Source organism: Streptomyces sp. NPDC126499 (genome assembly GCF_040302485.1).
Classification (GTDB): Bacteria; Actinomycetota; Actinomycetes; order Streptomycetales; family Streptomycetaceae; genus Streptomyces.
On sequence record NZ_JBEOUO010000001.1, the window covers coordinates 497,719 to 520,739 of the forward strand.

Annotated in this window: 19 protein-coding genes; 13 read left to right on the top strand and 6 right to left on the bottom strand. The window is 72.1% G+C overall.

Annotation, left to right across the window (positions count from 1 at the left end; genetic code table 11):
- Nucleotides 1-11 precede the first annotated feature (11 nt).
- Both ABTZ91_RS02505 and ABTZ91_RS02510 read left to right on the top strand, forming a co-directional pair.
- Nucleotides 12-737, top strand: coding sequence for a response regulator transcription factor (locus ABTZ91_RS02505; protein WP_352075220.1), 726 nt, complete (start codon nucleotides 12-14; stop codon nucleotides 735-737).
- The gene (locus ABTZ91_RS02510; RefSeq protein ID WP_352075221.1) at nucleotides 734-2,206 is read left to right on the top strand and encodes a HAMP domain-containing sensor histidine kinase; all 1,473 of its coding nucleotides are present in this window, start codon (nucleotides 734-736) and stop codon (nucleotides 2,204-2,206) included. The genes ABTZ91_RS02505 and ABTZ91_RS02510 overlap by 4 nt, the downstream gene beginning before the upstream one ends.
- Here ABTZ91_RS02510 and ABTZ91_RS02515 read toward each other — a convergent pair.
- From ABTZ91_RS02515 to ABTZ91_RS02540, 6 genes are all read right to left on the bottom strand, one after another.
- On the bottom strand, nucleotides 2,171-3,034 hold the full coding sequence (locus ABTZ91_RS02515) for a phosphatidylinositol-specific phospholipase C (protein ID WP_352075222.1): 864 nt from the start codon (nucleotides 3,032-3,034) through the stop codon (nucleotides 2,171-2,173). The two genes, ABTZ91_RS02510 and ABTZ91_RS02515, sit on opposite strands and share 36 nt — an antisense overlap.
- Nucleotides 3,035-3,149: 115 nt before the next feature.
- The gene (locus ABTZ91_RS02520; RefSeq protein ID WP_352075223.1) at nucleotides 3,150-4,229 is read right to left on the bottom strand and encodes a HAMP domain-containing sensor histidine kinase; all 1,080 of its coding nucleotides are present in this window, start codon (nucleotides 4,227-4,229) and stop codon (nucleotides 3,150-3,152) included.
- Nucleotides 4,222-4,896, bottom strand: a complete 675-nt coding sequence (locus ABTZ91_RS02525; RefSeq protein ID WP_352075224.1) for a response regulator transcription factor — start codon at nucleotides 4,894-4,896, stop codon at nucleotides 4,222-4,224. Before ABTZ91_RS02525 ends, ABTZ91_RS02520 begins: the two co-directional genes overlap by 8 nt.
- A gap of 9 nt (nucleotides 4,897-4,905) precedes the next feature.
- Nucleotides 4,906-5,619, bottom strand: a complete 714-nt coding sequence (locus ABTZ91_RS02530; RefSeq protein ID WP_352075225.1) for a VanZ family protein — start codon at nucleotides 5,617-5,619, stop codon at nucleotides 4,906-4,908.
- Between the two features lie 171 nt (nucleotides 5,620-5,790).
- Nucleotides 5,791-9,018 carry a FlgD immunoglobulin-like domain containing protein gene (locus ABTZ91_RS02535; protein WP_352075226.1) on the bottom strand — a complete coding sequence of 1,076 codons (3,228 nt, stop codon included), beginning with the start codon at nucleotides 9,016-9,018 and terminating at the stop codon, nucleotides 5,791-5,793.
- A gap of 209 nt (nucleotides 9,019-9,227) precedes the next feature.
- Nucleotides 9,228-11,063 (bottom strand): bifunctional metallophosphatase/5'-nucleotidase, encoded by a 1,836-nt coding sequence (locus ABTZ91_RS02540; RefSeq protein ID WP_352075227.1) that lies wholly within the window; start codon nucleotides 11,061-11,063, stop codon nucleotides 9,228-9,230.
- Between the two features lie 318 nt (nucleotides 11,064-11,381).
- Here ABTZ91_RS02540 and mshD point away from each other — a divergent pair, with 318 nt between their 5' ends.
- The 11 genes from mshD (at nucleotide 11,382) to pstB (ending at nucleotide 22,959) form a co-directional block, all read left to right on the top strand.
- Nucleotides 11,382-12,308 (top strand): mycothiol synthase, encoded by a 927-nt coding sequence (gene mshD / locus ABTZ91_RS02545; protein ID WP_352075228.1) that lies wholly within the window; start codon nucleotides 11,382-11,384, stop codon nucleotides 12,306-12,308.
- 151 nt (nucleotides 12,309-12,459) lie between these two features.
- Nucleotides 12,460-12,843 carry a GntR family transcriptional regulator gene (locus ABTZ91_RS02550; protein WP_352075229.1) on the top strand — a complete coding sequence of 128 codons (384 nt, stop codon included), beginning with the start codon at nucleotides 12,460-12,462 and terminating at the stop codon, nucleotides 12,841-12,843.
- Nucleotides 12,840-13,679 (top strand): ABC transporter ATP-binding protein, encoded by an 840-nt coding sequence (locus ABTZ91_RS02555; protein WP_352075230.1) that lies wholly within the window; start codon nucleotides 12,840-12,842, stop codon nucleotides 13,677-13,679. The genes ABTZ91_RS02550 and ABTZ91_RS02555 overlap by 4 nt, the downstream gene beginning before the upstream one ends.
- Nucleotides 13,676-14,668 (top strand): ABC transporter permease, encoded by a 993-nt coding sequence (locus ABTZ91_RS02560; RefSeq protein ID WP_352075231.1) that lies wholly within the window; start codon nucleotides 13,676-13,678, stop codon nucleotides 14,666-14,668. Before ABTZ91_RS02555 ends, ABTZ91_RS02560 begins: the two co-directional genes overlap by 4 nt.
- 290 nt (nucleotides 14,669-14,958) lie before the next feature.
- Nucleotides 14,959-17,220, top strand: coding sequence for an RNA degradosome polyphosphate kinase (locus ABTZ91_RS02565; RefSeq protein WP_352075232.1), 2,262 nt, complete (start codon nucleotides 14,959-14,961; stop codon nucleotides 17,218-17,220).
- Nucleotides 17,207-18,196, top strand: a complete 990-nt coding sequence (locus ABTZ91_RS02570) for a CHAD domain-containing protein (protein ID WP_352075233.1) — start codon at nucleotides 17,207-17,209, stop codon at nucleotides 18,194-18,196. Before ABTZ91_RS02565 ends, ABTZ91_RS02570 begins: the two co-directional genes overlap by 14 nt.
- Nucleotides 18,193-18,606, top strand: coding sequence for an NUDIX hydrolase (locus ABTZ91_RS02575; protein WP_352075234.1), 414 nt, complete (start codon nucleotides 18,193-18,195; stop codon nucleotides 18,604-18,606). The genes ABTZ91_RS02570 and ABTZ91_RS02575 overlap by 4 nt, the downstream gene beginning before the upstream one ends.
- Nucleotides 18,607-18,848: 242 nt before the next feature.
- Entirely contained in the window at nucleotides 18,849-19,985 is a 1,137-nt protein-coding gene (pstS, locus tag ABTZ91_RS02580; RefSeq protein WP_352075235.1) for a phosphate ABC transporter substrate-binding protein PstS, read from the top strand.
- A 131-nt stretch (nucleotides 19,986-20,116) separates the two neighbouring features.
- On the top strand, nucleotides 20,117-21,091 hold the full coding sequence (gene pstC / locus ABTZ91_RS02585; RefSeq protein ID WP_352075236.1) for a phosphate ABC transporter permease subunit PstC: 975 nt from the start codon (nucleotides 20,117-20,119) through the stop codon (nucleotides 21,089-21,091).
- Nucleotides 21,088-22,158 carry a phosphate ABC transporter permease PstA gene (pstA, locus tag ABTZ91_RS02590; protein ID WP_352075237.1) on the top strand — a complete coding sequence of 357 codons (1,071 nt, stop codon included), beginning with the start codon at nucleotides 21,088-21,090 and terminating at the stop codon, nucleotides 22,156-22,158. The genes pstC and pstA overlap by 4 nt, the downstream gene beginning before the upstream one ends.
- A 24-nt stretch (nucleotides 22,159-22,182) precedes the next feature.
- Nucleotides 22,183-22,959: a phosphate ABC transporter ATP-binding protein PstB gene (gene pstB / locus ABTZ91_RS02595; RefSeq protein WP_352075238.1), complete on the top strand. Its 777-nt coding sequence runs from the start codon at nucleotides 22,183-22,185 to the stop codon at nucleotides 22,957-22,959.
- The last annotated feature ends 62 nt before the right edge of the window (nucleotides 22,960-23,021 follow it).

A 23,021-nucleotide genomic window follows, 5' to 3' on the forward strand; every position in this document is an offset into this window, starting at 1 on the left:
ACGCTGAGTTCATGACCGGCCAGCAGAACGATGCCGAACGCATCCTGATCGTCGACGACGAGCCCGCCGTACGGGAGGCGCTGCGCCGCAGCCTCGCCTTCGAGGGGTACGCGACGCGCGACGCCGTCGACGGGCTCGACGCCCTCGCCGCGATGGAGTCGTACGCCCCCGACCTCGTCGTCCTCGACGTGCAGATGCCGCGGATGGACGGCCTGACGGCGGCCCGCCGGATCAGGGCCTCGGGCTCGACCGTGCCGATCCTCATGCTGACCGCCCGCGACACGGTCGGCGACCGGGTCACCGGCCTCGACGCGGGCGCGGACGACTACCTGGTGAAGCCCTTCGAGCTGGACGAGCTGTTCGCCCGGATCCGGGCGCTGCTGCGGCGCAGCGCGTACGCGGCCGCGTCGGCACCCGCCGACGGCGGCGACGTGCTCTCCTTCGAGGACCTGCGGATGGACCTGGCCACCCGTGAGGTGACGCGCGGCGGGCGGCCGGTGGAGCTGACCCGTACCGAGTTCACGCTCCTGGAGCTGTTCCTGGCCCATCCGCGGCAGGTGCTGACCCGCGAGCAGATCCTGAAGGCCGTGTGGGGCTTCGACTTCGAGCCGAGCTCGAACTCGCTGGACGTGTACGTGATGTACCTGCGGCGCAAGACGGAGGCGGGCGGCGAGCCGCGCCTGGTCCACACCGTCCGCGGGGTCGGCTACGTGCTGCGCGGAGGGGGCGCGGAGTGACCGGTCCCGTCTCCTGGTTCCGCTCCCGCCCGCTGCGCTCCCGCCTCGCCCTGCTCACCGCGCTCGCGGTGGCGGTCGCGGTGGCGGCGGTGTCGCTGGCGTGCTGGTTCGTGACGCGGGCGCAGCTGGAGAGCGAGTTGGACGCGGGCCTGCGCGGCAGCAAGGTCGACAACGGCTATCTGAACCTGGTCCTCAGCGGCTGCCGCTCGGGCCGGCAGGCCCCGCCGCTGCCGCCGTACACCGTGCAGCTGACCCTGGTCGACGGCACGATCTGCACCTCCGGCAAGGCGCCGATCCCGGCGCAGACCTCGGACGTGGCGGTGGCCCGCGGGCTGCTCGACGACACCCTGCACACGACGAAGGACGACGACGGCCGCGAGATGCGGGTCTACACCTACGCCGATCCGAACCGGCCCGGCATGGCGGTCTCGCTGGCCAGGCCGCTGTCCGAGGTGGACAACTCGATGTCCACGCTCGCGTGGGTGCTGCTGCTGGTCTCCGGCATCGGCGTGGTCGGCGCCGGCGCGGCCGGGCTCTGGGTGGCGCGGACCGGTCTGGCGCCGGTGGACCGGCTGACCGGGGCGGTGGAGCACGTGGCGGCGACCGAGGACCTGACGGTGCGGATCCCGGTGGAGGGCGAGGACGAGATCGCCCGTCTGTCGCGGTCGTTCAACGCGATGACGGCGGCGCTCGCGACCTCCCGGGACCGCCAGGCGCAGCTGATCGCGGACGCGGGCCACGAGCTGCGCACCCCGCTGACCTCGCTGCGCACGAACGTCGAGCTCCTCGCGCGCAGCGAGGAGACGGGCCGGGCGCTGCCGCCGGAGGACCGCCGGGCCCTGATGGCCTCGGTGAAGGCGCAGATGACGGAGCTGGCGGCGCTGATCGGGGACCTCCAGGAGCTGTCCCGGCCGGAGGCGGCGGCGCCGGGGCCGCTGGAGGTGGTGCCGCTGCACACGATCCTGCGGTCGGCGCTCGACCGGGCCCGGCTGCGGGGTCCCGAGCTGACCTTCGAGACGGAGCTGGCGCCGTGGTACGTACGGGCCGAGCCGGCGGCCCTGGAGCGGGCGCTGGTGAACGTGCTGGACAACGCGGTGAAGTTCTCGCCGCCGCGCGGGACGGTCCAGGTGCGGCTGATGCGGGGCGAGCTGACCGTACGGGATCACGGGCCGGGCATCGCGGCGGAGGAACTGCCGCATGTCTTCGACCGGTTCTGGCGCTCGCCGTCGGCGCGCAGCCTGCCGGGGTCGGGCCTCGGGCTCTCGATCGTGGCGCGGACGGTCGGCCGGGCGGGCGGCACGGTCGCGCTCGCGCCGGCCGCCGACGGCGGGGGCGGCACGGTGGCGACGGTGCGGCTGCCGGGGGCGCCGACACCGCCGCCGGGCGTGGCCGGTGGGCCGGGAGGGTCGGGTGGTCCGGGAGGGGCAAGCGGGTCAGTTGTGGCGGATGAGGGACTCGACGAGTCCTGAGCGGGTGTTGGGGTAGTCCATGGGGACGATGCCGAGGCCCTTCCAGCCGGCGCCCTCGCCGTCGATCAGGGAGTGCGTCTGGGGGTTGAGGCGGTCGGCGTTCCAGCGGGGCGGGAGTCCGGCGGCGGTGGAGACGAAGTTGACGTAGAAGGGCCCGGGGCGGCCGGCGGCCTCGCGGAACTGGTCGCGGATCCTGGTCCACTTGGCGAAGGGCTCGGCCTGGTAGTCGTCCTGCACGTCGAAGTACGTGCCGTCGGCCCACCGCAGGCCGGGCAGGCCGCCGTTGTCGGCGAGCAGCACGACCTTGCCGCGGGCCTCGCCGAGGGTGGGGACGCCGGGTCCGATACGGAAGAGGGGGCGCCAGCCGCGCCGGTCGAGGTAGTCGTCGAAGACCGCGCGGAAGGTGGCGTCGGACTCGGACGAGTACTCCTGCTTGACCCGCATGAGAACGGTCTCGGTGGGGTGGGCGGCGAGGAAGTTCCAGCAGGCGACGAGGACGTCACCGAACATCAGGTTCTGGTAGAAGGCCCCGTGGTGGATCGCGAAGGAACCTCCGGTGACACGGCAGCGGATGTCCAGGAAGCGGATGCCGCTGTCCAGCTGCTGGGCGATGGTGGTGTTCTGGCACTCGGTCCACAGGCCGCCGAAGCGGGCGCCGGAGTCGTGGGTTCCGGGGATCGTGAGGCTCTGGAGCGGGGTGGGGTCGCCGTGGGCAGCCATCCAGTCCCGGGTGCCGAGCGCGGTGCCGGCCGCCCGGGCGGAGGGGGCGCCGGCGAGGAGGGCGGCACCGGCTGCGGCGGCACCCGCGAGAAAGCGTCGTCGGTCCATGGGCGGCACTATGACAGGGGTTGACGTGACCCTGCCATAGTCGTGCGGACGGGGCTGCGGGCTCCGGCCACGGCCATGTCTTGTGGGCTTCGGGCTACGGGCCACGGGCCACGGCCTACCGCGTCGCGGGAAGCCGGACCGTGACGACGAGGCCGCCCTCAGGACGGGCAGCGAGGTCGAGGGTGCCGTCGTGGGCGCGGACGATGCTGTGCACGAGGGCGAGACCGAGGCCGGCGCCGGCGTGCTCGTCGGTGCGCACGCGTTCCGTCCCGCGCTGGAACGGTTCGGTGAGGGTCGGCACCAGGTCCGGCGGGACGACCGGGCCCGTGTTCTCCACCCGCAGCACGGCGGCGCCGTCCCGCGCCTCGGTGTGGACGGCCACGGTGCCGTGGGCGGGGAGGTTGTGGACGACGGCGTTCTGGACCAGGTTCGTCACCATCCGCAGCAGCAGCTCCGCCGAGCCGCGGACCGGGGCCGCCGTGCCGGTCACGTCGAGCGTGGTGCCGCGCCGCTCGGCGAGGGGCAGCAGGGTCTCGGCGGCCTCTTCGGCGAGGAGGGAGAGGTCGACGCCCTCGCGGGTGAAGGTGCCGCGGTCGCTCCGGCTGAGCAGCAGCAGGGCCTCGGTGAGGCCGATCGCCCGGGTGTGGACGGTCCGCAGCCGTTCCAGGACCTCGTCCCGGTCCCGGGTGGGGTCCCTGCGGGCGACGTCGAGCAGCGTCTGCGCGATGGCCAGCGGGGTGCGCAGCTCGTGGGAGGCGTTCGCGGCGAACCTCCGCTGCTCGGCGACGTGCGATTCGAGCCGTTCGAGCATGGTGTCGAAGGCGTCGGCGAGCTCCCGGAACTCGTCCTGGCGGCCTTCCATCCGGATCCGGTGGGACAGCGAGCCGCCGCCGGCCGTCCGCGCCGCGGCCGTGATCCGGGTGAGCGGGGCGAGCATCCGGCCGGCCAGGAACCATCCCCCGACCAGGCCGCACACCAGCAACAGGCCCATCGCGACGGCCGCGGCGCGACCGAAGATCCGCGACAGGAGGAACCGGTTGGGCGAGATCCCGAGCAGGCCCTGCGAGCTGTCGGGCACGTACCGCAGCAGGAACAGCCACACCACCGCCAGCAGCACGGCACCGGTGACCAGAACCACCCCGGCGTAGCTGAGGGTCAGCTTCAGGCGGACGCTCGGACCGGGAGGTCTACGCACGGGGTCCGCCGGTGTCGATGCGGTAGCCGACGCCCGGCACCGTGGCGATGACCCACGGCTCGCCGAGCCGCTTGCGCAGGGCGGAGACGGTGATGCGGACGGCGTTGGTGAAGGGGTCGGCGTTCTCGTCCCAGGCCCGCGCGAGGAGCTCCTCGGCGCTGACGACCCCGCCCTCGGCGGCGACCAGGACCTCCAGGACGGCGAACTGCTTGCGGGTCAGCGCGACATGGCGCCCGTCGCGGAAGACCTCCCGGCGGAAGGGGTCGACGCGCAGGCCCGCGAGCTCCCGGACCGGGGGCCGGGCGTACGCGCGCCTGCGGTCGAGCGCCCGCAGCCGCAGGACCAGCTCGCGCAGCTCGAACGGCTTGGTGAGGTAGTCGTCGGCACCGAGCTCGAACCCGGACGCCTTGTCGTCGATCCGGTCGGCGGCGGTGAGCATGAGGATCGGCATGCCGCTGCCGGAGGCGACGATCCGCCGGGCCACCTCGTCGCCCGAGGGGCCGGGGATGTCGCGGTCGAGGACCGCGAGGTCGTAGGAGTTGACGGCGAGCAGTGCCAGGGCGGAGTCGCCGTCGCCGGCGATGTCGGCGGCGATCGCTTCCAGCCGCAGACCGTCCCGTACGGCTTCGGCCAGGTAGGGCTCGTCCTCCACGATCAGTACGCGCATGCCCGCAGCCTAGGCAGGACGACGTAGCGCCGGCATGAGGGAAGCCCCTGGCGCCCCGGTCCGCCACCAGCGGCGGGAGGCAAGACCGGCGAGCAGGGCGCCGGTGGCGTTGACCAGGACGTCGTCCACGGACGACACCCGGTCCAGGCGCAGCACGTACTGCGCGGTCTCGACCAGGACCGAGCAGCCCGCCCCGAGCGCGAGGACCCGCGGCACGGTCGCCGGCGCCGCCCACCGCATCGGGGCGAAGAACCCCAGCGCCGCGAAGACCAGCAGATTCCCCGCGATGCCCAGCGACCCCATCGTGACCAGGTCCCGCAGCGGCACCAGACTCACCCGGGCCGGGACGACACCGGCCCCGCCCCCCGGCATCATCGTCAGCCACAGGAACGGCACCGTCCCGTGCACCATCCCCACCTCGGCCAGCGACCTCCGCCACGCCACCGACCCGTCGACCCCCCGGCCCCGCCGGAGGCGTGCCAGCGCCCCCGCCACCAGGAGGGCCGCCGGCAGCGTCACCAGGGTCATGAGCACCACCCCGTTGAACGTGTCGAAGCAGCCGTGCCACCGCCCGGCCAGGCACGCCGGAGCGGACATCATCAGCGGCCGCCGCAGCACGAACAGGACGGCCACCAGGGCGAGGACGGCGAGAGCGAGGACGACGAACCGGAGCGCCGTGCGGCGGGCCGGTCCGGGCGGGGAGAGGCGGTGATCCTGGTTCATGGCTCCATGACAGCCGGGGAGCCGTTGCGGGGGCGTATGCGCTTTTCGATACGCGGGCGATAGGGCGGGGTGCCAGGGGGCCGGGGGCGGGATCCCCGTCGGAGACGACGAAGGGTGGGGCCCCCGTCGTGCTCGACGGGAACCCCACCCTTTCTCGCTCGGCGCGTGCCGCTACTTCGTGTAGTAGCCGAACGCGTCCACGATGATGTCGACCGAACCGAAGCGGTTGAAGAAGTCGACCGTGCCCTCGTGGGACACCCCGACCACGACCTGGTTCGCCACGGTCGCCCGCGGCACCAGGTTCAGGTTCGAGATCGTCGGCATCGTCTCCAGCCACGGGTGGACCGCGATCCACGTCGAGGCGGTCGCGTTGGTGCCCGTGACGTTGAACATCATGGTGGACACGCCGGTCTCCGGGATGCCGGCGTAACCGACGACACCCAGGGTGCCGACGCGTCCTCCCGGAAGCGGTCCGCCCGAGCCCTCCCACCGGCTGTCGAAGAGCCGGGTCGGGGCCAGCGGCTTGAAGCGGTCGCCCTGGCCGGCCACGTTGGTGAAGTAGCCCGCCACGTCACCGATCAGGTCGATCGTGCCGCCGTGGTTGTACAGCGTGACCTTGCCGTCCCTGACCGGCACGGTGACCAGGTTGGCGACGGTCTGCCCCTTGACCACGTTCAGGTTCGAGGAGGTCGGCCTCGGAGTCCCGTACGGGTACACCGAGACGTAGCTCGCCGAGGTCGGGTTGGTCGCGGTCACGTTCATGACCACCGCGGTCACACCGGTCGACGGCACCCCGCCGCGGCCGGCGATCTGCACGCTCACGGTCTTGGCGGCGCCCACCTTGGCCTTCGGCACACCGGTGCCGGCCACGGTGCTCAGGACCCGGGACGGCGTCACGGCCTTGAACCGGTTGCCGTCGCCGGCCAGCGTGTAGTAGCCCGACACGTCGGCGAGCAGGTCGACCGAACCGGCGTGGTTGTAGAGCGTGACCTTGCCGTCCTTGCCGACGGGCACGGTGACGTGGTTGGGGACGTTGCGCCCGGCCGCCACGTTCAGGTTCGAGGAGTCCGGCCGGGGCTCCCCGTAGGGGTACACCGACACGTACGTCCCGGAGGTCGCGTTGGTCGCGGTCACGTTGAGGACCACCGCGGACACGCCGGTCGGGGCCACTCCGCCACGGCTGGTGACCTGGAAGGTCACCGTGCCACGGGGACCGACCTTGGCCTTCGCCGCGCCGATGCCGCTCACCGTGCTGAGGACACGGGCCGGAGGCACCGGCTTGAAGGTCGAGATGCCGCCGTGCGTCACGAAGACCGCACCCGTGGTGCGCAGGGCGTTCCCGGCGCCGTCGGCCGGCGGGGCGGTGAGCTCCCAGGTGTAGCGGCCGTCGGCGACCGGAGAGCCGCTCACACCGTTGCCGTCCCAGGCGACCTTGACCGCGCCGCGGGTCTGGTGGCCGTCGAAGGTGCGGACGACGGTGCCCGCCGGGTTCTTGACGGTCAGCGTCCAGGACGCGGCCGGCTTGGACAGCCACCACGTGCCGGTCCACGCGGGGCCGCCCTCGACGTCGAGGACGTCGGAGGAGAGGTCCGAGTCGAGGACGGACACCGGCGGGGCCGGGACGCCGCTCGGGACGACGTGCAGCTGCTGCTGGGCGTCGGTGAAGACGGTGTGACCGCCGAAGCGGTCGACGCTCCAGCCGCGCTCGGGCAGCACGTCGGCCGGGCGGCCGAGCTCGCGGGTCTGCCCGGTGCCGCGCAGCGGCGTCTGGGACAGCACGCCGTCCTTCTCGTGCGTGACGTAGCCGTCGCCGAGTCGGGCCGTGCGGTGCGCGGGCAGCGCGGTGTTCACCTTCGTCGCGGTGTTGTAGACACCCGACTTCGCGTCGCACTTCCAGTACAGGTCGGCGCCGACGGCCTGGACGTCCTTGAGGACGCAGTCGGCGGCGGTGACCGTACGGAGGGTGGCACCCGTGCGGACGTCGATCGCGGCGACGGCACCGGCGGTGCCGGTCGCGGTCCACAGGGTGGAGCCGCCCAGGGCGGTGGGGCCCGTGCCGAGGTTGCGGGTGAGGACCGCCTGCTTGGCGTCCAGGTCGAAGACCCGGCGCTCACCGCTCGTCAGGCGGTACGAGACGTAGCGGCCGGAGGCCTCCAGGTCGCCCGCCACGGAGCCGGCCGCGAGGGCGGTACCGGGCAGCGACGCACCGTCGGCGAGGACGGACAGGCCGCTCCCGGCCCTGCGGACGACCCGTCCGTCACCGGTGGGCACCACGTCGTTGGACGCGTCGAGACCGGCGACCGTGCCACGGTCGGTGCGGTCTCCGGCGAGCGGGGACCCGGCGGCCTTGGTCTCGATGGAGCGGAGACGGTACTGCTCCGACGGGAGCTGCTCGACGGTGTGCAGGACGCCCTGCGCGACGGAGACCCGGGCCGTGCGCGTCGGTATGCCCGGAGTGTCGGCGACCTTCGTGGCGACGACCTCGCCGTCGGCGCCCACGTCCACCCGGTGGACCGGGCGGGCGGTGCCCTCGCCCTTGGTGACCGCGAGCAGAGCATCGACGCTGCCCCTGGGGGCGCTGAAGACGTTCTCGAGCACCGTCTTCTGCTCGCCGCCGGCGAACGGGCGGGACAGCAGCGTGTGCGTGCCGCTGCCGGCGCTCATGCTCAGGACCCGGTCGCCCCACAGGGCGATCGGCAGGTCCTCGCCGGTCCAGTCGGTCTCGCGGGCCGGAGCGGACCAGTCGCCCTTGAGGTCCCACACCCGCAGCTTCGTGGCGGTCGTGGCCAGCAGCGCGTCGCCGTGGATGACCGGAGCGCGCAGGGCGTCGGTGATGGAGTGCAGCTTCGGAGTGTCGCCGGACAGGTCGACCCAGACGAGGCCGCCGGACTCCCCGTCCACCATGTAGTTCAGCAGGAAGCCGTAGGACGTGTGTCCCTGCACCACGAACTCGTGCGCGCCGGTCGGCAGACCGGTGATCGCGCGGTCCACCTGCGTGCCGTTCTCGATGGACGACGCGCGCAGCCCTGCGTCGGCCGTGGTCCCCGCGGTGACGACCGTGCGTCCGGCGAGGCCGATGACACTCCGGCCAGCGCCGACAGTGATCGTCTCCTGCGGACCGCCGGCGACGTCCTGGAACACCACCTTGCCCTGCGCTTCGTACTCGCGGGCGATGGTGTCCGTGTCGGTGCCGCGGATGCGGGCGCCGTCGGCGTCGAACGGCGTGTAGACGCCCGTGGCGTACGAGAACCAGCGGAAGCCACCGGTCGAGATGCTCTGCAGGAAGCCCGTCGTGCCGGGCACCACGTGCGACGCGGCCGGATCGGCCGCCTGCTCGGCCGGGATGATCACCTCCGCCGGCGCGTCGCCCTCCGCCGCGTATGCGACGCCGACGCCCACCGGCGTCAGCGAGATCAGGGCCGCGGTTGCCGCGGCCAGTGAGAGGGCGCTTCGGCGCCTCGTCCCCCACCCATGTGTCACGTGTAGAACCCCTCCCCAGGTGTCCCAAGTCGAACGACTGTAACAGCAGTTCGAACCCGTTCAGAACGAGAAAAACGCCAAAAGGGGCGGTGCCCGCCGAAGCGGACACCGCCCCCACATCCCGGGTGTTACTTCACGATCGTGATCCGGTCGGCCGCCGGCACCGGCAGCGGCGCCGCCGCCGAGGAGTGGGCCGCCAGGTAGGCGTTGAAGACGTCCAGGTCCGAGGGCCCGACCAGCTTGTTGGTGCCGGTCGCCAGGGCCGGGAAGCCGTCGCCGCCGCCCGCGAGGAACTCGTTCATCGCGACCCGGTAGGTCTTCGCCGGGTCGATCGGCTCACCGTTCAGCTTGATCGTGCCGTCGACGACGCGGTCGGCGCCCGTCTTGGTCAGGTCGAGCGTGTAGGTGAAGCCCTTCGAGACCTGGAGGATCTTCGGCGACTTCAGGTTGGAGCCGCTGACCTGCTGCTTCAGCGCCGAGATCAGGTTGGCGCCGGTCAGGTCGACCACGTGCATCATGTTGGTGAAGGGCTGGACCGTGAAGGTCTCGCGGTAGGTCACCACGCCGTCGCCCTCGGCCCCGGAGGCCTTGTAGACCAGGTCGGAGCGGATGCCGCCGGGGTTCATCAGGGCGATCTGGGCGCCGCCCTTGTCCGCGGGGGCCAGGCCCTCCAGCTGCGCGTCGGCGATCACGTCGCCGAGCGGCTTCTCGTACGCCGTCGAGCCGCGGCCGTTGATGTCGGCGGCGATGTACCCCTGCGGGCGGTTGGCGATCGGGGCGGCCAGCTCGTTCCAGTCGCGGATCAGGTCGCTCATGTCCGTGGCCTTGGGCACGTCACGGGTCACGACGTGGTTCGCCGAGTCGACCGCGGTGCGGACGATGTCCTTGGTGCGGCGGTCGTAGGTCAGCGTCGTGTCGGTGTAGAGCTTGCCGATCGAGGACGCCGAGGTGACCAGGCGCGGGTTGCCCGCGGGGTCCGCGATGGTGCACGCGTACGCCTGGTGGGTGTGGCCGGTGATCATGGCGTCGACCTGCGGCGAGACGTTCTTCGCGATGTCGACGATCGGGCCGGAGATGCCGTCGCCCGGGCCGGGGCTGTCGCAGTCGTAGTTGTACGCGTCCGAGGCCGGCGCACCACCCTCGTGGATCAGGGCGACGATGGACTTGACGCCCTTGCGCTCCAGGATCTTCGCGTACTTGTTGATCGTCTCGACCTCGTCGCCGAACTTCAGGCCCTTGACGCCCTCGGCGGTGACGATGTTCGGGGTGCCCTCCAGGGTCACGCCGATGAAGCCGATCCGGACGCCGTCCTTCTCCCAGACGAAGGTCGGGTCGAGCAGCGGCTTGCCGGTCTTCTCGTCGGTCACGTTCGCCGCGAGGTACGGGAAGTCCGCGCCGCCGAAGGGCTCGAAGCCCTTCTCCGCGCCGAAGCAGCCTTCCTTCGGGTGACAGCCGCCGTTCTGCATGCGGGCCAGCTCGACCGCGCCCTCGTCGAACTCGTGGTTGCCCACCGAGGTGACGTCGAGGTCCAGCTTGTTGAGCGCGTGGATGGTCGGCTCGTCGTGGAAGAGGCCCGAGAGCAGCGGCGAGCCGCCGATCAGGTCACCGGCCGCGGCCGTGATGGAGTAACGATTCCCCTCACGGGCCTGGCGCAGGTGCGTGGCCAGGTACTCCACACCGCCCGCGTCGATCTTGGTGGTGGTGCCGTCCTCGTGGACGTGCGTGACCTGACCGGAGGAACCGGCCGGCGGCTCCAGGTTGCCGTGCAGGTCGTTGAAGGAGAGCAGCTGGACGTCGACCATGCGGCCCCAGCCCTTGCCGTTGGTGCCGTACGCGGCGGTGTCGGCGCTGTCCTGCGACGCGCCGGCCGGCATCGCGGCGACGAGCGCGCCCAGCGTCGCGAGTCCCGCTCCGACGGCGAGGATGCGGCCCCTCGCCTTGCTGTTCTTCCGTGTCGCTGCCATCTCTCCCCTTGATCCTGCCCCTGCGGCGGCATCCGGCGTACTCCCCCGTCTGCCGGTGCAGCCTAGAGTCAACGCGCGTAGCGCAACAGGGGGTGGCTGATTACGAGCTGGTTGCCTTTGTCCGACTCCCGCCCTTCCCTTGCCCGACTGCCGCCCTTCCCTTGCCCGACTCCCGCCCCTCGCGCGTCCGACTCCCGCCCCTCGCGCGTCCGGCTCCAGCCCTCCCCGCGTCCGGAACGTGCCCGCCCGTGTCCACCAGGCAGTCACGCCGGTGAGATCTCCCACGGGCCGGCGCACCCCCGCCGTAATCTCGTGGGCATGACTTCCGACGCGGCACCGGCCCTTGAACCCGGACGGCAGATCAACAGTTACGAAGAGCTGAGCCCCGAGCAGGTCGGCGACGTCCTCGACCTGCTGGAGGCCGCCGACCGCGCCGACGGCGTGCACGCCGTGTCCGAGCAGGGACGGCTCTACCTGCGCCACGGCCGGCGCGAGGGCGTGCGCCATTACCTGCTCACGGTCGGCTCGCACCTCTACGGCTACGCCCAGCTGGAGGAGACCGACCCGGTCGAGGCACCCGCCGCCGAGCTGGTCGTGCACCCCTCGCACCGCGGCCGGGGCCACGGCAGGGCCCTCGGCACCGCCCTCCTCGACGTGTCCGGCAAGCGGCTGCGGGTCTGGGCGCACGGCGGCAAGTCGGCGGCCCGGCACCTCGCCCAGGTCCTCGGCCTGACCCTGTTCCGCGAACTGCGCCAGCTCCGCCGCTCCCTGGTGCCGCTCGACGTGCCCGAGCCGGTGCTGCCGGAGGGCGTCACCGTCCGCACCTTCGTGCCCGGCCAGGACGACGCGGCCTGGCTCGCGGTCAACGCGGCCGCCTTCGCCCACCACCCGGAGCAGGGTTCGCTGACCCAGCGGGACCTGGACGACCGGATGGCGGAGCCGTGGTTCGACCCGAAGGGCTTCTTCCTCGCGGAGCGGGACGGGCGGCTGGTCGGCTTCCACTGGACCAAGGTCCACGCCGAGGAGCAGCTGGGCGAGGTGTACGTGGTCGGCGTGCTGCCCGAGGCGCAGGGCGGTGGCCTCGGCAAGGCCCTGACCGCGATCGGCCTACGCCATCTGGCGGCCCAGACGCTGCCCACGGCGATGCTCTACGTGGACGCGGACAACACGGCGGCGGTGACGGTGTACGAGCGGCTGGGCTTCCGGACGCACGAGGTGGACCTGATGTACCGCACGGAGTCCTGAGCGCCGGCCGTCGCGGCCGGGGGCGAGGCTCAACCCCGTAGGAGAAGGGGGCGGTTGACTCCGACGCCCGTAAGCGAGGGGGCGGTTGACACCGCCCCCTTCTTTGCACCACCCTTTCACTACTTGATTAGTGAAAGGGTGGTGCAAGCACGTGCTCGCCTACCGCATCGACCGGCGCAGCGGAATCGCCACCTACCTCCAGATCGTCCAGCAGACCCACCAGGCGCTCCGCATGGGCCTGCTGAAACCCGGCGACCGGCTGCCCACGGCCCGCGAGGTCGTCGAGGCCACGGCCATCAACCCGAACACGGTCCTCAAGGCCTACCGCGAGCTCGAACGCGAGGGCCTGGTCGAGGCCCGCCGCGGACTCGGCACCTTCGTCCGCGCCACCCTCGGCACCGCCCCGGCCGACTCGCCCCTGCGCGGCGAGCTCGCCGACTGGACACGCCGGGCCCGCGCCGAAGGGCTCGAACGGGACGACGTGGCCGCGCTCTTCACATCCGTACTGAACGAATTCTTCGAGGGGGACGCATGACAGGGGACACTGCGCTGGAGGCCGAGGGCCTCGGCGTACGGTACGGACGGCGGGCCCGGACCTGGGCCCTGCGGGACTGCGCCTTCGCCCTTCCCACCGGCCGGATCTGCGCCCTGGTCGGCCCCAACGGCGCCGGAAAGTCCACCCTCATGACCCTCGCCGCGGGCCTGCTCCGCCCCACCGAGGGCCGCATCCTGACGCCGGGGCGCGAACGGATCGCGTACGTGGCGCAGGACAAGCCGCTCCACCCCCGCCTCACCGTCGCCGACACCCTGCGGATGGGCCGCGAGCTCAACCCCGGCCGCTGGGACGACGCCACCGCCCGGCGGGTCATCGCCGACGAGCTCGACCCGAGGGCGGTCATCCACACCCTCTCCGGCGGCCAGCGCACCCGGGTCGCCCTCGCGCTCGCCCTGGGCAAGCGGCCCGAGCTGCTCCTGCTCGACGAGCCGATGGCCGACCTCGACCCGCTCGCCCGGCACCGCCTGATGGGCCTGCTCATGGCCGACGCCGCCGAGCACGGCACCACCGTCGTGATGTCCTCGCACATCCTCACCGAGCTGGAGGGCGCCTGCGACCACCTGCTGCTGCTCGCCGGCGGCCGGATCCGCCTCGACGGCGCCGTGGACGACCTCCTCGCGGCCCACGCCCTGCTCACCGGCCCCGTCGCCGACCTCGCCCCGCACACCGTGATCGACGCGCGCACGACAGGCCGTCAGCTCACCGCCCTCGTCCGCCGAGAGGGCGCCGTCGAAGGCCCCTGGGACGTCAGCGAACCCTCCCTGGAGGACCTCCTCCTCGCCCACCTCCGCCACCCCGAAGGAGCCGCCGCGTGAGCGCCCTGAGCAGCCTGACCCCGAAGGGCTCGTACTGGGTGACGGTCCGCCAGTACCGCCGCACCCTGTGGCTGACGGCCGCCGCCGTCGTCCTGGCCCTGGCCGTGATCGGCTCCTTGCGGATCTGGGACGCGGGGACCCCCGACTCGTACGTGCACCAGGGCGAGCAGGTCCCCGCGAACGACACCGGATACGCGCTGCTCCGCATCGCCATGGAGTACGGCGGCGGCGTGCTGATCCTGCTGCCGCTGCTCGTCGCCGCCTTCGTCGCCGGCCCGCTCGTCGCCCGCGAGTACGAGTCGGGGACCTACCGCCTCTCCCTCACCCAGTCCGTGAGCCCCGTGGTGTGGCTGCGCACCAAGCTCCTGGCGGCGACCGCCGCCGCCTTCCTCACCGCCCTCGCCCTGATGGGCGTCTTCCGGATCGGCTGGGTCCGGATCTCGGCTCCCGGGGCCACCGCCTGGGATCCCGGCCCGTACGCCGCCACCGGCATCGTCCTCTTCGCGTACCTGCTCGCCGCCGTCGCCGTGGGCGCCCTCGTCGGCCAGCTGATCCGCCGCACCCTCCTCGCCATGGCGGCCACCGGCCTCGTCCTCGGCGTGGTCCTGCTGGTCCTCGGCACCCTGCGCTGGTCCTTCCTCACGGCCGAGCGGATCATCGGCCCCGCCTCGGCCGGCACCCCGCTCTGGCCCTCCGAGAACGGTCTCGTCATGGAGGAGGGCCTGCTCACCGCCGCCGGCGAGCGCTTCGACCAGGGCATCTGCTGGCGGGAGGTCGACCGGACGCCCGGACTGGACGCCGATCCCACCCTGTGGGAAAAGGTGTTCGACCAGTGCCTCGACCGGAACGGCATCACCACCCGCTTCGTGGACTACCACCCGCCGGCCCACTTCTGGCCCACCCAGCTCCTCGAGAGCGGCATCGTCCTCGCCCTCGCCGCCCTCGCCCTCGTCGCCGCCTTCCGCGTCCTGCGCGCCCGGCACCCGTAGGACCGGCGCGAGAACGCCCCGAGGCCCGGCGCGAAAACGCCCCCGCGGACCGGCGCGAAACCGACGGACGAACGGGGGCCGGGCCCGCCACAGGCCCCGCCCCCGATTCCCCGAGGACACGTCCCCGTTACCGACCATTCAGACGCGCTTGCGACGCTCACGCAATGACGCGCTCCGTGCCCGCGCCCGCCAGGGCCCTCACCCAGGGGAGACTTCCCAAGGGGAGACTCCCCTCCCCCACGGCCCGCTCCGACGCGCCCGCCGCCCCCTTCGCGCGGAAGAATGGGTCCATGAGCCAGCAGCCCGCCGAGGTCCCGGTCCAGTCGTCCACGCAGCCCACGCAGCCGTCCGCGCAGACCTCGCCCCAGCCGTCCCTCGGTTCCATAGCCGCCCACCGCCCGCACGTGGTCAACGGCGCGGCCGTGAGCGACCTCGAACCCGATCTGGACTCGGACCTGGACGTCTACGAGGGCGACGCCGCCGCGAGCGAGCTGCCCCAGGGACGCTTCCTCGACCGGGAACGCAGCTGGCTCGCCTTCAACGAGCGGGTGCTGGAACTCGCCGAAGACCCCTCGACGCCCCTCCTCGAACGAGCGAATTTCCTCGCGATCTTCGCGTCGAACCTGGACGAGTTCTTCATGGTCCGCGTCGCCGGCCTCAAGCGCCGCATCGCCACCGGCGTCGCCACCCGCTCCGCCTCCGGACTGCAGCCCCGCGAGGTGCTCGACCTCATCTGGACCCGCTCGCGCGAGCTCATGGCCCGGCACGCCGCCTGCTTCCAGCAGGACGTCGCCCCGGCCCTCGCCGACGAGGGCATCCACCTCATCCGCTGGCCCGAACTGACCGAGAAGGAGCAGGCCCGCCTCTTCACCCTGTTCCGCCAGCAGATCTTCCCCGTCCTCACCCCGCTGGCCGTCGACCCGGCCCACCCCTTCCCGTACATCTCCGGGCTCTCCCTCAACCTCGCCGTCGTCGTCCGCAACCCCGTCAGCGGCCACCGCCACTTCGCCCGCGTCAAGGTCCCGCCGCTGCTCTCCCGCTTCCTGGAGGCCTCCCCCGAGCGCTACGTCCCGCTGGAGGACGTCATCGCCGCGCACCTGGAGGAGCTGTTCCCCGGCATGGAGGTGCTCGCCCACCACATGTTCCGGGTGACCCGCAACGAGGACCTGGAGGTCGAGGAGGACGACGCCGAGAACCTGCTCCAGGCCCTGGAGAAGGAGCTCATGCGGCGCCGCTTCGGCCCGCCGGTGCGCCTGGAGGTCGAGGAGTCCATCGACCCGTACGTGCTCGACCTGCTGGTCCGCGAGCTCAAGGTCTCCGACTCCGAGGTCTACCCGCTGCCCGGCCCGCTCGACCTCACCGGCCTCTTCGGCATCGCCTCCCTGGACCGGCCCGAGCTCAAGTTCCCCAAGTTCATCGCCGGCACCCACCGCGACCTCGCCGAGGTGGAATCCGCCTCCGCACCCGACATCTTCGCGGCCGTACGGGAACGGGACGTGCTGCTGCACCACCCGTACGACTCCTTCTCCACCTCCGTCCAGCTCTTCCTGGAGCAGGCCGCCGCCGACCCCGACGTCCTCGCCATCAAGCAGACGCTCTACCGCACCTCCGGCGACTCCCCGATCGTGGACGCCCTCATCGACGCCGCCGAGTCCGGCAAGCAGGTCCTCGTCCTCGTCGAGATCAAGGCCCGCTTCGACGAGCAGGCCAACATCAAGTGGGCCCGCAAGCTGGAGGAGGCCGGCTGCCACGTCGTCTACGGCCTGGTCGGCCTGAAGACCCACTGCAAGCTCTCCCTGGTGGTGCGCCAGGAGGGCGAGGTGCTGCGCCGCTACAGCCACGTCGGCACCGGCAACTACCACCCCAAGACCGCCCGGCTCTACGAGGACCTCGGCCTGCTCACCGCCGACCCGCAGGTCGGCGCCGACCTCTCCGACCTGTTCAACCGGCTCTCCGGCTACTCCCGCCGCGAGACCTACCGGCGCCTGCTCACCGCGCCCAAGTCACTGCGCGACGGCCTGGTCTCCCGCATCGACAAGGAGATCGCCCACCACCGCGCCGGCCGGCCCGCGTACGTGAAGATCAAGGTCAACTCGATGGTCGACGAGGCCGTCATCGACGCCTGCTACCGCGCCTCCCAGGCCGGCGTCCCCGTCGACATCTGGGTCCGCGGCATCTGCGCCGTACGCCCCGGCGTCGAGGGCCTGTCCGAGAACATCCGGGTCCGCTCGATCCTCGGCCGCTTCCTGGAGCACTCCCGGATCTTCGCCTTCGGCAACGGCGGCGAACCCGAGGTCTGGCTCGGCAGCGCCGACATGATGCACCGCAACCTGGACCGCCGCATAGAGGCCCTGGTCCGGGTCGCCGACCCCGCCCACCGGGCCGCCCTCACCCGGCTCCTGGAGACCGGGATGTCCGACACCACCTCCTCCTGGCACCTCGGCCCGGACGGGAACTGGACGCGGCACGCGACCGACCCCGAGGGCCAGCCGCTCCGGCACGTCCAGGAGATGCTCATCGACGCGCGGAGGCGCCGGCGTGCACAACCCTGACATCACCTCCGAGGTCTCGGCCGGCGAGGTGCTCGCCCCCTACCTCCACGCCCGGGCCGCGGACTTCCTCCGCGGCCTGCGGCTGCACACCGAGAGCGGTGCCGACACGGCCGGCGCGGAAGCGGCGGCCCGCACCCTGCGGGCCGCCGCCCGCCGGATCAGCGGCACCCTCCACACCTTCCGGCCGCTCCTGGACGCCGCCTGGGCCGACCAGCTCCGCACCGAGCTGGCCTGGCTCTCCGGCACCCTCGCCCTGGAGCACGCCTGCACCTCCCGGCTCGTCCGCCTGGTGGACGCGCTGTCCCGGCTGTCGAACGGGGAGGCCGTGCCGGCCCAGCGCGGCCCGGACGGCGGGCGGGGCATGGCCGTCGGCACCGCCCGCGCCGGCGCCCTCCTCGAACGCCAGCTCACCCTGGCCCGCACCCGCGCCCACTCGGCCGCGCTCCAGGCCCTCGGCTCCTCCCGCTTCCACGCCGTCGCCGACGCCGTCGCCCTGCTCGCCTCCGAGGTGCCGCTCGGCCCGGCCGGCTCCGCGCGGGCCGTCGACGTCCTGGACGCCTCCGCGTCGGCCGTCGAACGCCGGCTCCTCGACGCGGTGGCCGCGCTCCCGCTGACCCGGGCGGCCCACCCGTACAACGCGGACGCCCTCGCCCTGGCCGCCGCCGAGGCCCAGGACGCCCCCTGGCACCAGACCCGCAGCCTGCTGCGGCTCCACCGCTACGCCGGCGAGGTGCTGCACGGCGGCACGGAGGCCGACCCGGCCCTGTACGAGGCGGGGCGGGCGCTCGACCGGCACCGGGACGCCGCCGAGGCGGCCGCCGCCGCCGCTGCCGCCGCCCGCACCCCGCGGATCGCCCCGGCCACCGCCTACGCCCTCGGCGTCCTGCACGCCGACCAGCGCCACGAGGTCGAGGCCGCCCGCTTCGCCTTCCAGCGCGCCTGGTCCCGCGCGACGGCGACGGCGACGGTGCCATGACCTCCCCGGACCTCGTCCTCGCGGCGGGCGCCGTCCTGTGGCGCCCGGCCGCGTCGGGCGAGGGCATCGAGATCGCGCTCGTCCACAGGCCGAAATACGACGACTGGTCGCACCCGAAGGGCAAGCTGAAGCGCGGGGAGACCGCCGAGGAGTGCGCCCTGCGGGAGATCCGGGAGGAGACCGGCCAGTCCTGCGCGCTCGGCGCCCGCCTCCCCACCGTCCGCTACATGGCGAACGGCCGCCCCAAGGAGGTCACGTACTGGGCCGCGCGGGCCCTCGGCGGCACCTTCACCCCGACCCGCGAGATCGACGCCCTCGCCTGGCTCCCCCCGGCCCCCGCCCGCCGCCGCCTCACCCAGGCCCACGACCGCGAACTCCTGGACGTCCTGCTGGCGACGACGGCGCGCTAGGGGTCCGAAAACGCGCCCCGGCCGGTGCCCGCGGGCGGCATCCGAGGGACCCGCACCACCGATTCCGGCACGGTTCACTTTCCGTTCACTCTCCCCCGTCGGCGGCTTCACCTGTTCTGCCTAATTTCGGCCGTACAAGGTGCACAGCTCAGCGCCGCACCGGCCACTCCGACACGCGCCGCCGTAGAACGTTCAGGACAGCAAGGTCCACGACAGGCGGCTTCTGGAAGGAACACCCGAAAGTGAAGCTTTCGCGCAAGAACGGGCTTCGCGCCTCCGCGATCGGTGCCCTCGTCGTCTCCGGCGCGCTCGTCCTCTCGGCGTGTGGTTCGGACGACAACACCGGGCCCACCAAGGACGGCGGCACCACGTCCGCCGCCGCGTCCGACATCAAGTGCGACGGCGCCAAGGGCCAGCTGCTCGCGGCCGGCTCCAGCGCGCAGAAGAACGCGATGGACCTGTGGGTCAAGAACTTCCAGGCCGCGTGCTCCGGTGTCGAGATCAACTACCAGGCCATCGGTTCGGGCGGCGGCATCACCAAGTTCAACCAGGGCCAGGTCGCCTTCGCGGGCTCCGACTCCGCCCTGAAGGAGGACGAGGTCGCCGAGTCGCAGAAGATCTGCAAGGGCGGCAAGGGCATCAACCTGCCCATGGTGGGCGGCCCCATCGCCATCGGCTACAAGCTGGAGGGCGTGGACAACCTGGTCCTGGACGCCTCCACCCTGGCCAAGATCTTCGACAACAAGATCACCAAGTGGAACGACCCGGCGATCGCCAAGCTGAACCCGGGCGCCAAGCTCCCCGACACCGCCATCCAGGCCTTCCACCGCTCGGACGAGTCGGGCACCACCCAGAACCTGGGCAAGTACCTGTCGACCGCCGCCCCGGCCGACTGGAAGCACGACCCGAAGTCGAAGTCCTGGCCCGCCCAGGGCGGCCAGGCCGCCAACGGCTCCTCCGGCGTCGCCACCGCGGTCAAGGACGCCGAGGGCTCCATCGGCTACTTCGAGCTCTCCTACGCCACCGCCAACAAGATCTCCACGGTGAGCATCAACACCGGCGCCTCCGCCCCGGTCGCCGCCACCTCCGAGAACGCCTCCAAGGCCATCGCCGCCGCCAAGATCAAGGGCACCGGCAGCGACCTGGCCCTGTCCCTCGACTACGCCACCAAGGCCGAGGGCGCCTACCCGCTGATCCTCGTCACGTACGAGATCGCCTGCGACAAGGGCAACAAGGCGGAGACGCTGCCGACGCTGAAGGCCTTCCTGAACTACACCGTCAGCGAGGCGGGCCAGAAGGTCCTCACCGACGCCGGCTACGCCCCCCTCCCGGCCGAGATCGCCACCAAGGTGCGCGAGATCGTCCCGACCCTGTCCTGACCCCCGGCCGGGCCCGGCCCCTCACCTCCCGTGGAGGGGCCGGCCCCCCGGCATCCGGTGCACCGCCGCCAGGAGCCCGTACGACGCCGCAAGGCACCCCGTACCGGCTCCGCAGACCGGAGAAGAAACAGATGTCTACGACCACACCCGACATACGAGGGAGCCGGCCCGCCAAGGGCGCCTCCCGGCCCGGGGACCGCATCTTCAGCGGTCTGTCCCGCGGCTCCGGCATCACCCTCCTCGTGATCATGGCCGCCATCGCGGTCTTCCTCACCTACCGCGCCGCCCTCGCCATCTCGAAGGACAGCACCAACTTCTTCACCACCTTCGAGTGGAACCCGGCCGGCGACCCGCCGGTCTTCGGCATCGCCGTCCTGGCCTTCGGCACGGTCGTCTCGTCGATCATCGCCATGGTCATCGCCGTGCCGGTCGCGATCGGCATCGCCCTGTTCATCTCGCACTACGCCCCGCGCAAGCTGGCCAAGCCGCTCGCGTACGTGGTCGACCTGCTCGCCGCCGTGCCCAGCATCATCTACGGCCTGTGGGGCGCGATCTTCCTGGTCCCGTACCTGGCCGGCCTGAACAAGTGGCTCGACCAGTACCTGGGCTGGACGTACATCTTCGACAAGTCCGCCGAAGGCCTCGCCCGCAGCCTCTTCACCGTCGGCATCCTGCTGGCGATCATGATCCTCCCGATCATCACCAACGTGACCCGCGAGGTCTTCCTCCAGGTCCCGAAGATGCACGAGGAGGCGGCCCTCGCCCTCGGCGCCACGCGCTGGGAGGTCATCCGCATGTCGGTGCTGCCCTTCGGCCGCTCCGGCATCATCTCCGCCTCCATGCTCGGCCTCGGCCGCGCCCTCGGTGAGACCATGGCAGTAGCCGTCGTCCTCTCCCCCAGCTTCGTCATCTCGGGCCACCTGCTCGACCCGGGCGGCGGCACCTTCGCCCAGAACATCGCCGCGAAGTTCAACGAGGCCAACGAGTTCGGCCGGGACGCCCTGATCGCCTCCGGTCTCGTCCTCTTCGCCATCACCCTGCTGGTCAACGGCGCCGCGCGCTGGATCATCGCGCGCCGCAAGGAGTACTCGGGGGCGAACGCATGAGCAACGCCATACAGGAGCGTCCCGTCACCGTGACCCCGCGCCGCTCGCTCTCCCACGCGCGCCTGCCGCGCTGGACCCCGGCCGCCGTCGCCGTCTTCTCGATCGCCGCCGGCTGCGGCATCGGCCTCGCCGCCGGCTGGCACAGCAAGGTCCAGTGGGGCCTGATCGCCGCGCTGGTCTTCGTCCTCGCCACGTACGTCCTCACCACCAAGGTCGAGGGCTCCCGCCAGGCCAAGGACCGGGTCGCCACCAGCCTCGTCTGGGTCTGCTTCGTCCTCGCCGTCGTCCCGCTGCTCTCGCTGGCCTGGGTGACCATCAGCAAGGGCATGGAAGTCCTCGACGGCTACTTCCTCACCCACTCCATGAACGGCGTCCTCGACGCCGAGGCCGGCGGCGGCGTCTACCACGCGCTGCTCGGCACGATCGAGCAGGTCGGCATCGCGACCCTGATCGCCGCGCCGATCGGCCTCCTGACCGCGGTCTACCTCGTCGAGTACGGCGGCGGAAAGCTCGCCCAGGCCGTCACCTTCTTCGTCGACGTCATGACGGGCATCCCGTCGATCGTCGCGGGCCTGTTCATCCTCGCCACCTGGAACCTGATGCTGGGCTTCGGCCCCTCCGGTTTCGCCGGCGCGATGGCCCTCGCGATCCTGATGATGCCGGTCGTGGTCCGCTCCACCGAGGAGATGCTGAAGCTCGTCCCGAACGAGCTGCGCGAGGCCTCCCTGGCCCTCGGCGTCCCCAAGTGGCGCACGATCCTGAAGGTGGTCCTGCCCACCGCGATCGGCGGCATCACCACGGGCGTCATGCTCGCGGTCGCCCGCATCACCGGTGAGACGGCCCCCGTACTCCTCCTCGTGTTCGGTACGAAGCTCATCAACCCGAACCCCTTCGAAGGCGCCCAGTCCTCCCTGCCGCTCTACGTGTACGAGCAGTACGCGGTCGGCACCGACGCCGCCGTCGCCCGTGCCTGGGGCGCCGCGCTCGTCCTGATCGCCTTCGTCATGATCCTCAACCTGGTGGCCCGCGGCATCGCCCGCTGGAAGGCCCCGAAGACCGGCCGCTGACCGCGGCAATTGGAAGTGATTCAGATGGCCAAGCGAATCGACGTCAGCGGCCTCTCCGCCTACTACGGCAACCACAAGGCGATCGACGACATCTCCATGACCGTCGAGCCCCGCTCCGTGACCGCCTTCATCGGCCCGTCCGGCTGCGGCAAGTCCACCTTCCTGCGCACCCTGAACCGCATGCACGAGGTCACCCCCGGCGGCCGCGTCGAGGGCAAGGTGATGCTGGACGACGAGAACCTGTACGGCCCCGGGGTCGACCCGGTCGCCGTGCGCCGCACGGTCGGCATGGTCTTCCAGCGGCCGAACCCCTTCCCCACCATGTCGATCTTCGACAACGTGGCGGCCGGCCTGCGCCTGAACGGCTCCTACAAGAAGGCGGAGCTCGCCGAGATCGTCGAGCGCTCCCTCAAGGGCGCCAACCTCTGGAACGAGGTCAAGGACCGCCTGAACAAGCCGGGCTCCGGCCTCTCCGGCGGCCAGCAGCAGCGCCTGTGCATCGCCCGCGCCATCGCGGTCGAGCCGGACGTCCTGCTGATGGACGAGCCCTGCTCGGCGCTCGACCCGATCTCGACGCTCGCGATCGAGGACCTCATCGGCGAGCTGAAGGAGCGCTTCACGATCGTCATCGTGACGCACAACATGCAGCAGGCCGCCCGCGTCTCCGACCGCACGGCCTTCTTCAACCTGGCCGCGGTGGGCCAGCCCGGCAAGCTGATCGAGCTGGACGACACCGAGCGGATCTTCTCCAACCCGAGCGTCCAGGCGACCGAGGACTACATCTCCGGCCGCTTCGGATAACCACGTTGTACGGCGCTGCATGGCGGTGCCGCCGTACGACGAAGAGGGCCCGGCTCCCCCAC

Bases quoted from the DNA above. Each gene is read 5' to 3' on its own strand.
- ABTZ91_RS02555 (WP_352075230.1), top strand. From the start codon at position 12,840: ATGACAGGGGACACTGCGCTGGAGGCCGAGGGCCTCGGCGTACGGTAC.
- ABTZ91_RS02575 (WP_352075234.1), top strand. From the start codon at position 18,193: ATGACCTCCCCGGACCTCGTCCTCGCGGCGGGCGCCGTCCTGTGGCGC.
- ABTZ91_RS02565 (WP_352075232.1), top strand. From the start codon at position 14,959: ATGAGCCAGCAGCCCGCCGAGGTCCCGGTCCAGTCGTCCACGCAGCCC.
- mshD (WP_352075228.1), top strand. From the start codon at position 11,382: ATGACTTCCGACGCGGCACCGGCCCTTGAACCCGGACGGCAGATCAAC.
- ABTZ91_RS02530 (WP_352075225.1), bottom strand. From the start codon at position 5,619: ATGAACCAGGATCACCGCCTCTCCCCGCCCGGACCGGCCCGCCGCACG.
- pstA (WP_352075237.1), top strand. From the start codon at position 21,088: ATGAGCAACGCCATACAGGAGCGTCCCGTCACCGTGACCCCGCGCCGC.
- ABTZ91_RS02540 (WP_352075227.1), bottom strand. From the start codon at position 11,063: ATGGCAGCGACACGGAAGAACAGCAAGGCGAGGGGCCGCATCCTCGCC.
- ABTZ91_RS02515 (WP_352075222.1), bottom strand. From the start codon at position 3,034: ATGGACCGACGACGCTTTCTCGCGGGTGCCGCCGCAGCCGGTGCCGCC.
- pstB (WP_352075238.1), top strand. From the start codon at position 22,183: ATGGCCAAGCGAATCGACGTCAGCGGCCTCTCCGCCTACTACGGCAAC.
- ABTZ91_RS02525 (WP_352075224.1), bottom strand. From the start codon at position 4,896: ATGCGCGTACTGATCGTGGAGGACGAGCCCTACCTGGCCGAAGCCGTA.
- ABTZ91_RS02505 (WP_352075220.1), top strand. From the start codon at position 12: ATGACCGGCCAGCAGAACGATGCCGAACGCATCCTGATCGTCGACGAC.
- pstC (WP_352075236.1), top strand. From the start codon at position 20,117: ATGTCTACGACCACACCCGACATACGAGGGAGCCGGCCCGCCAAGGGC.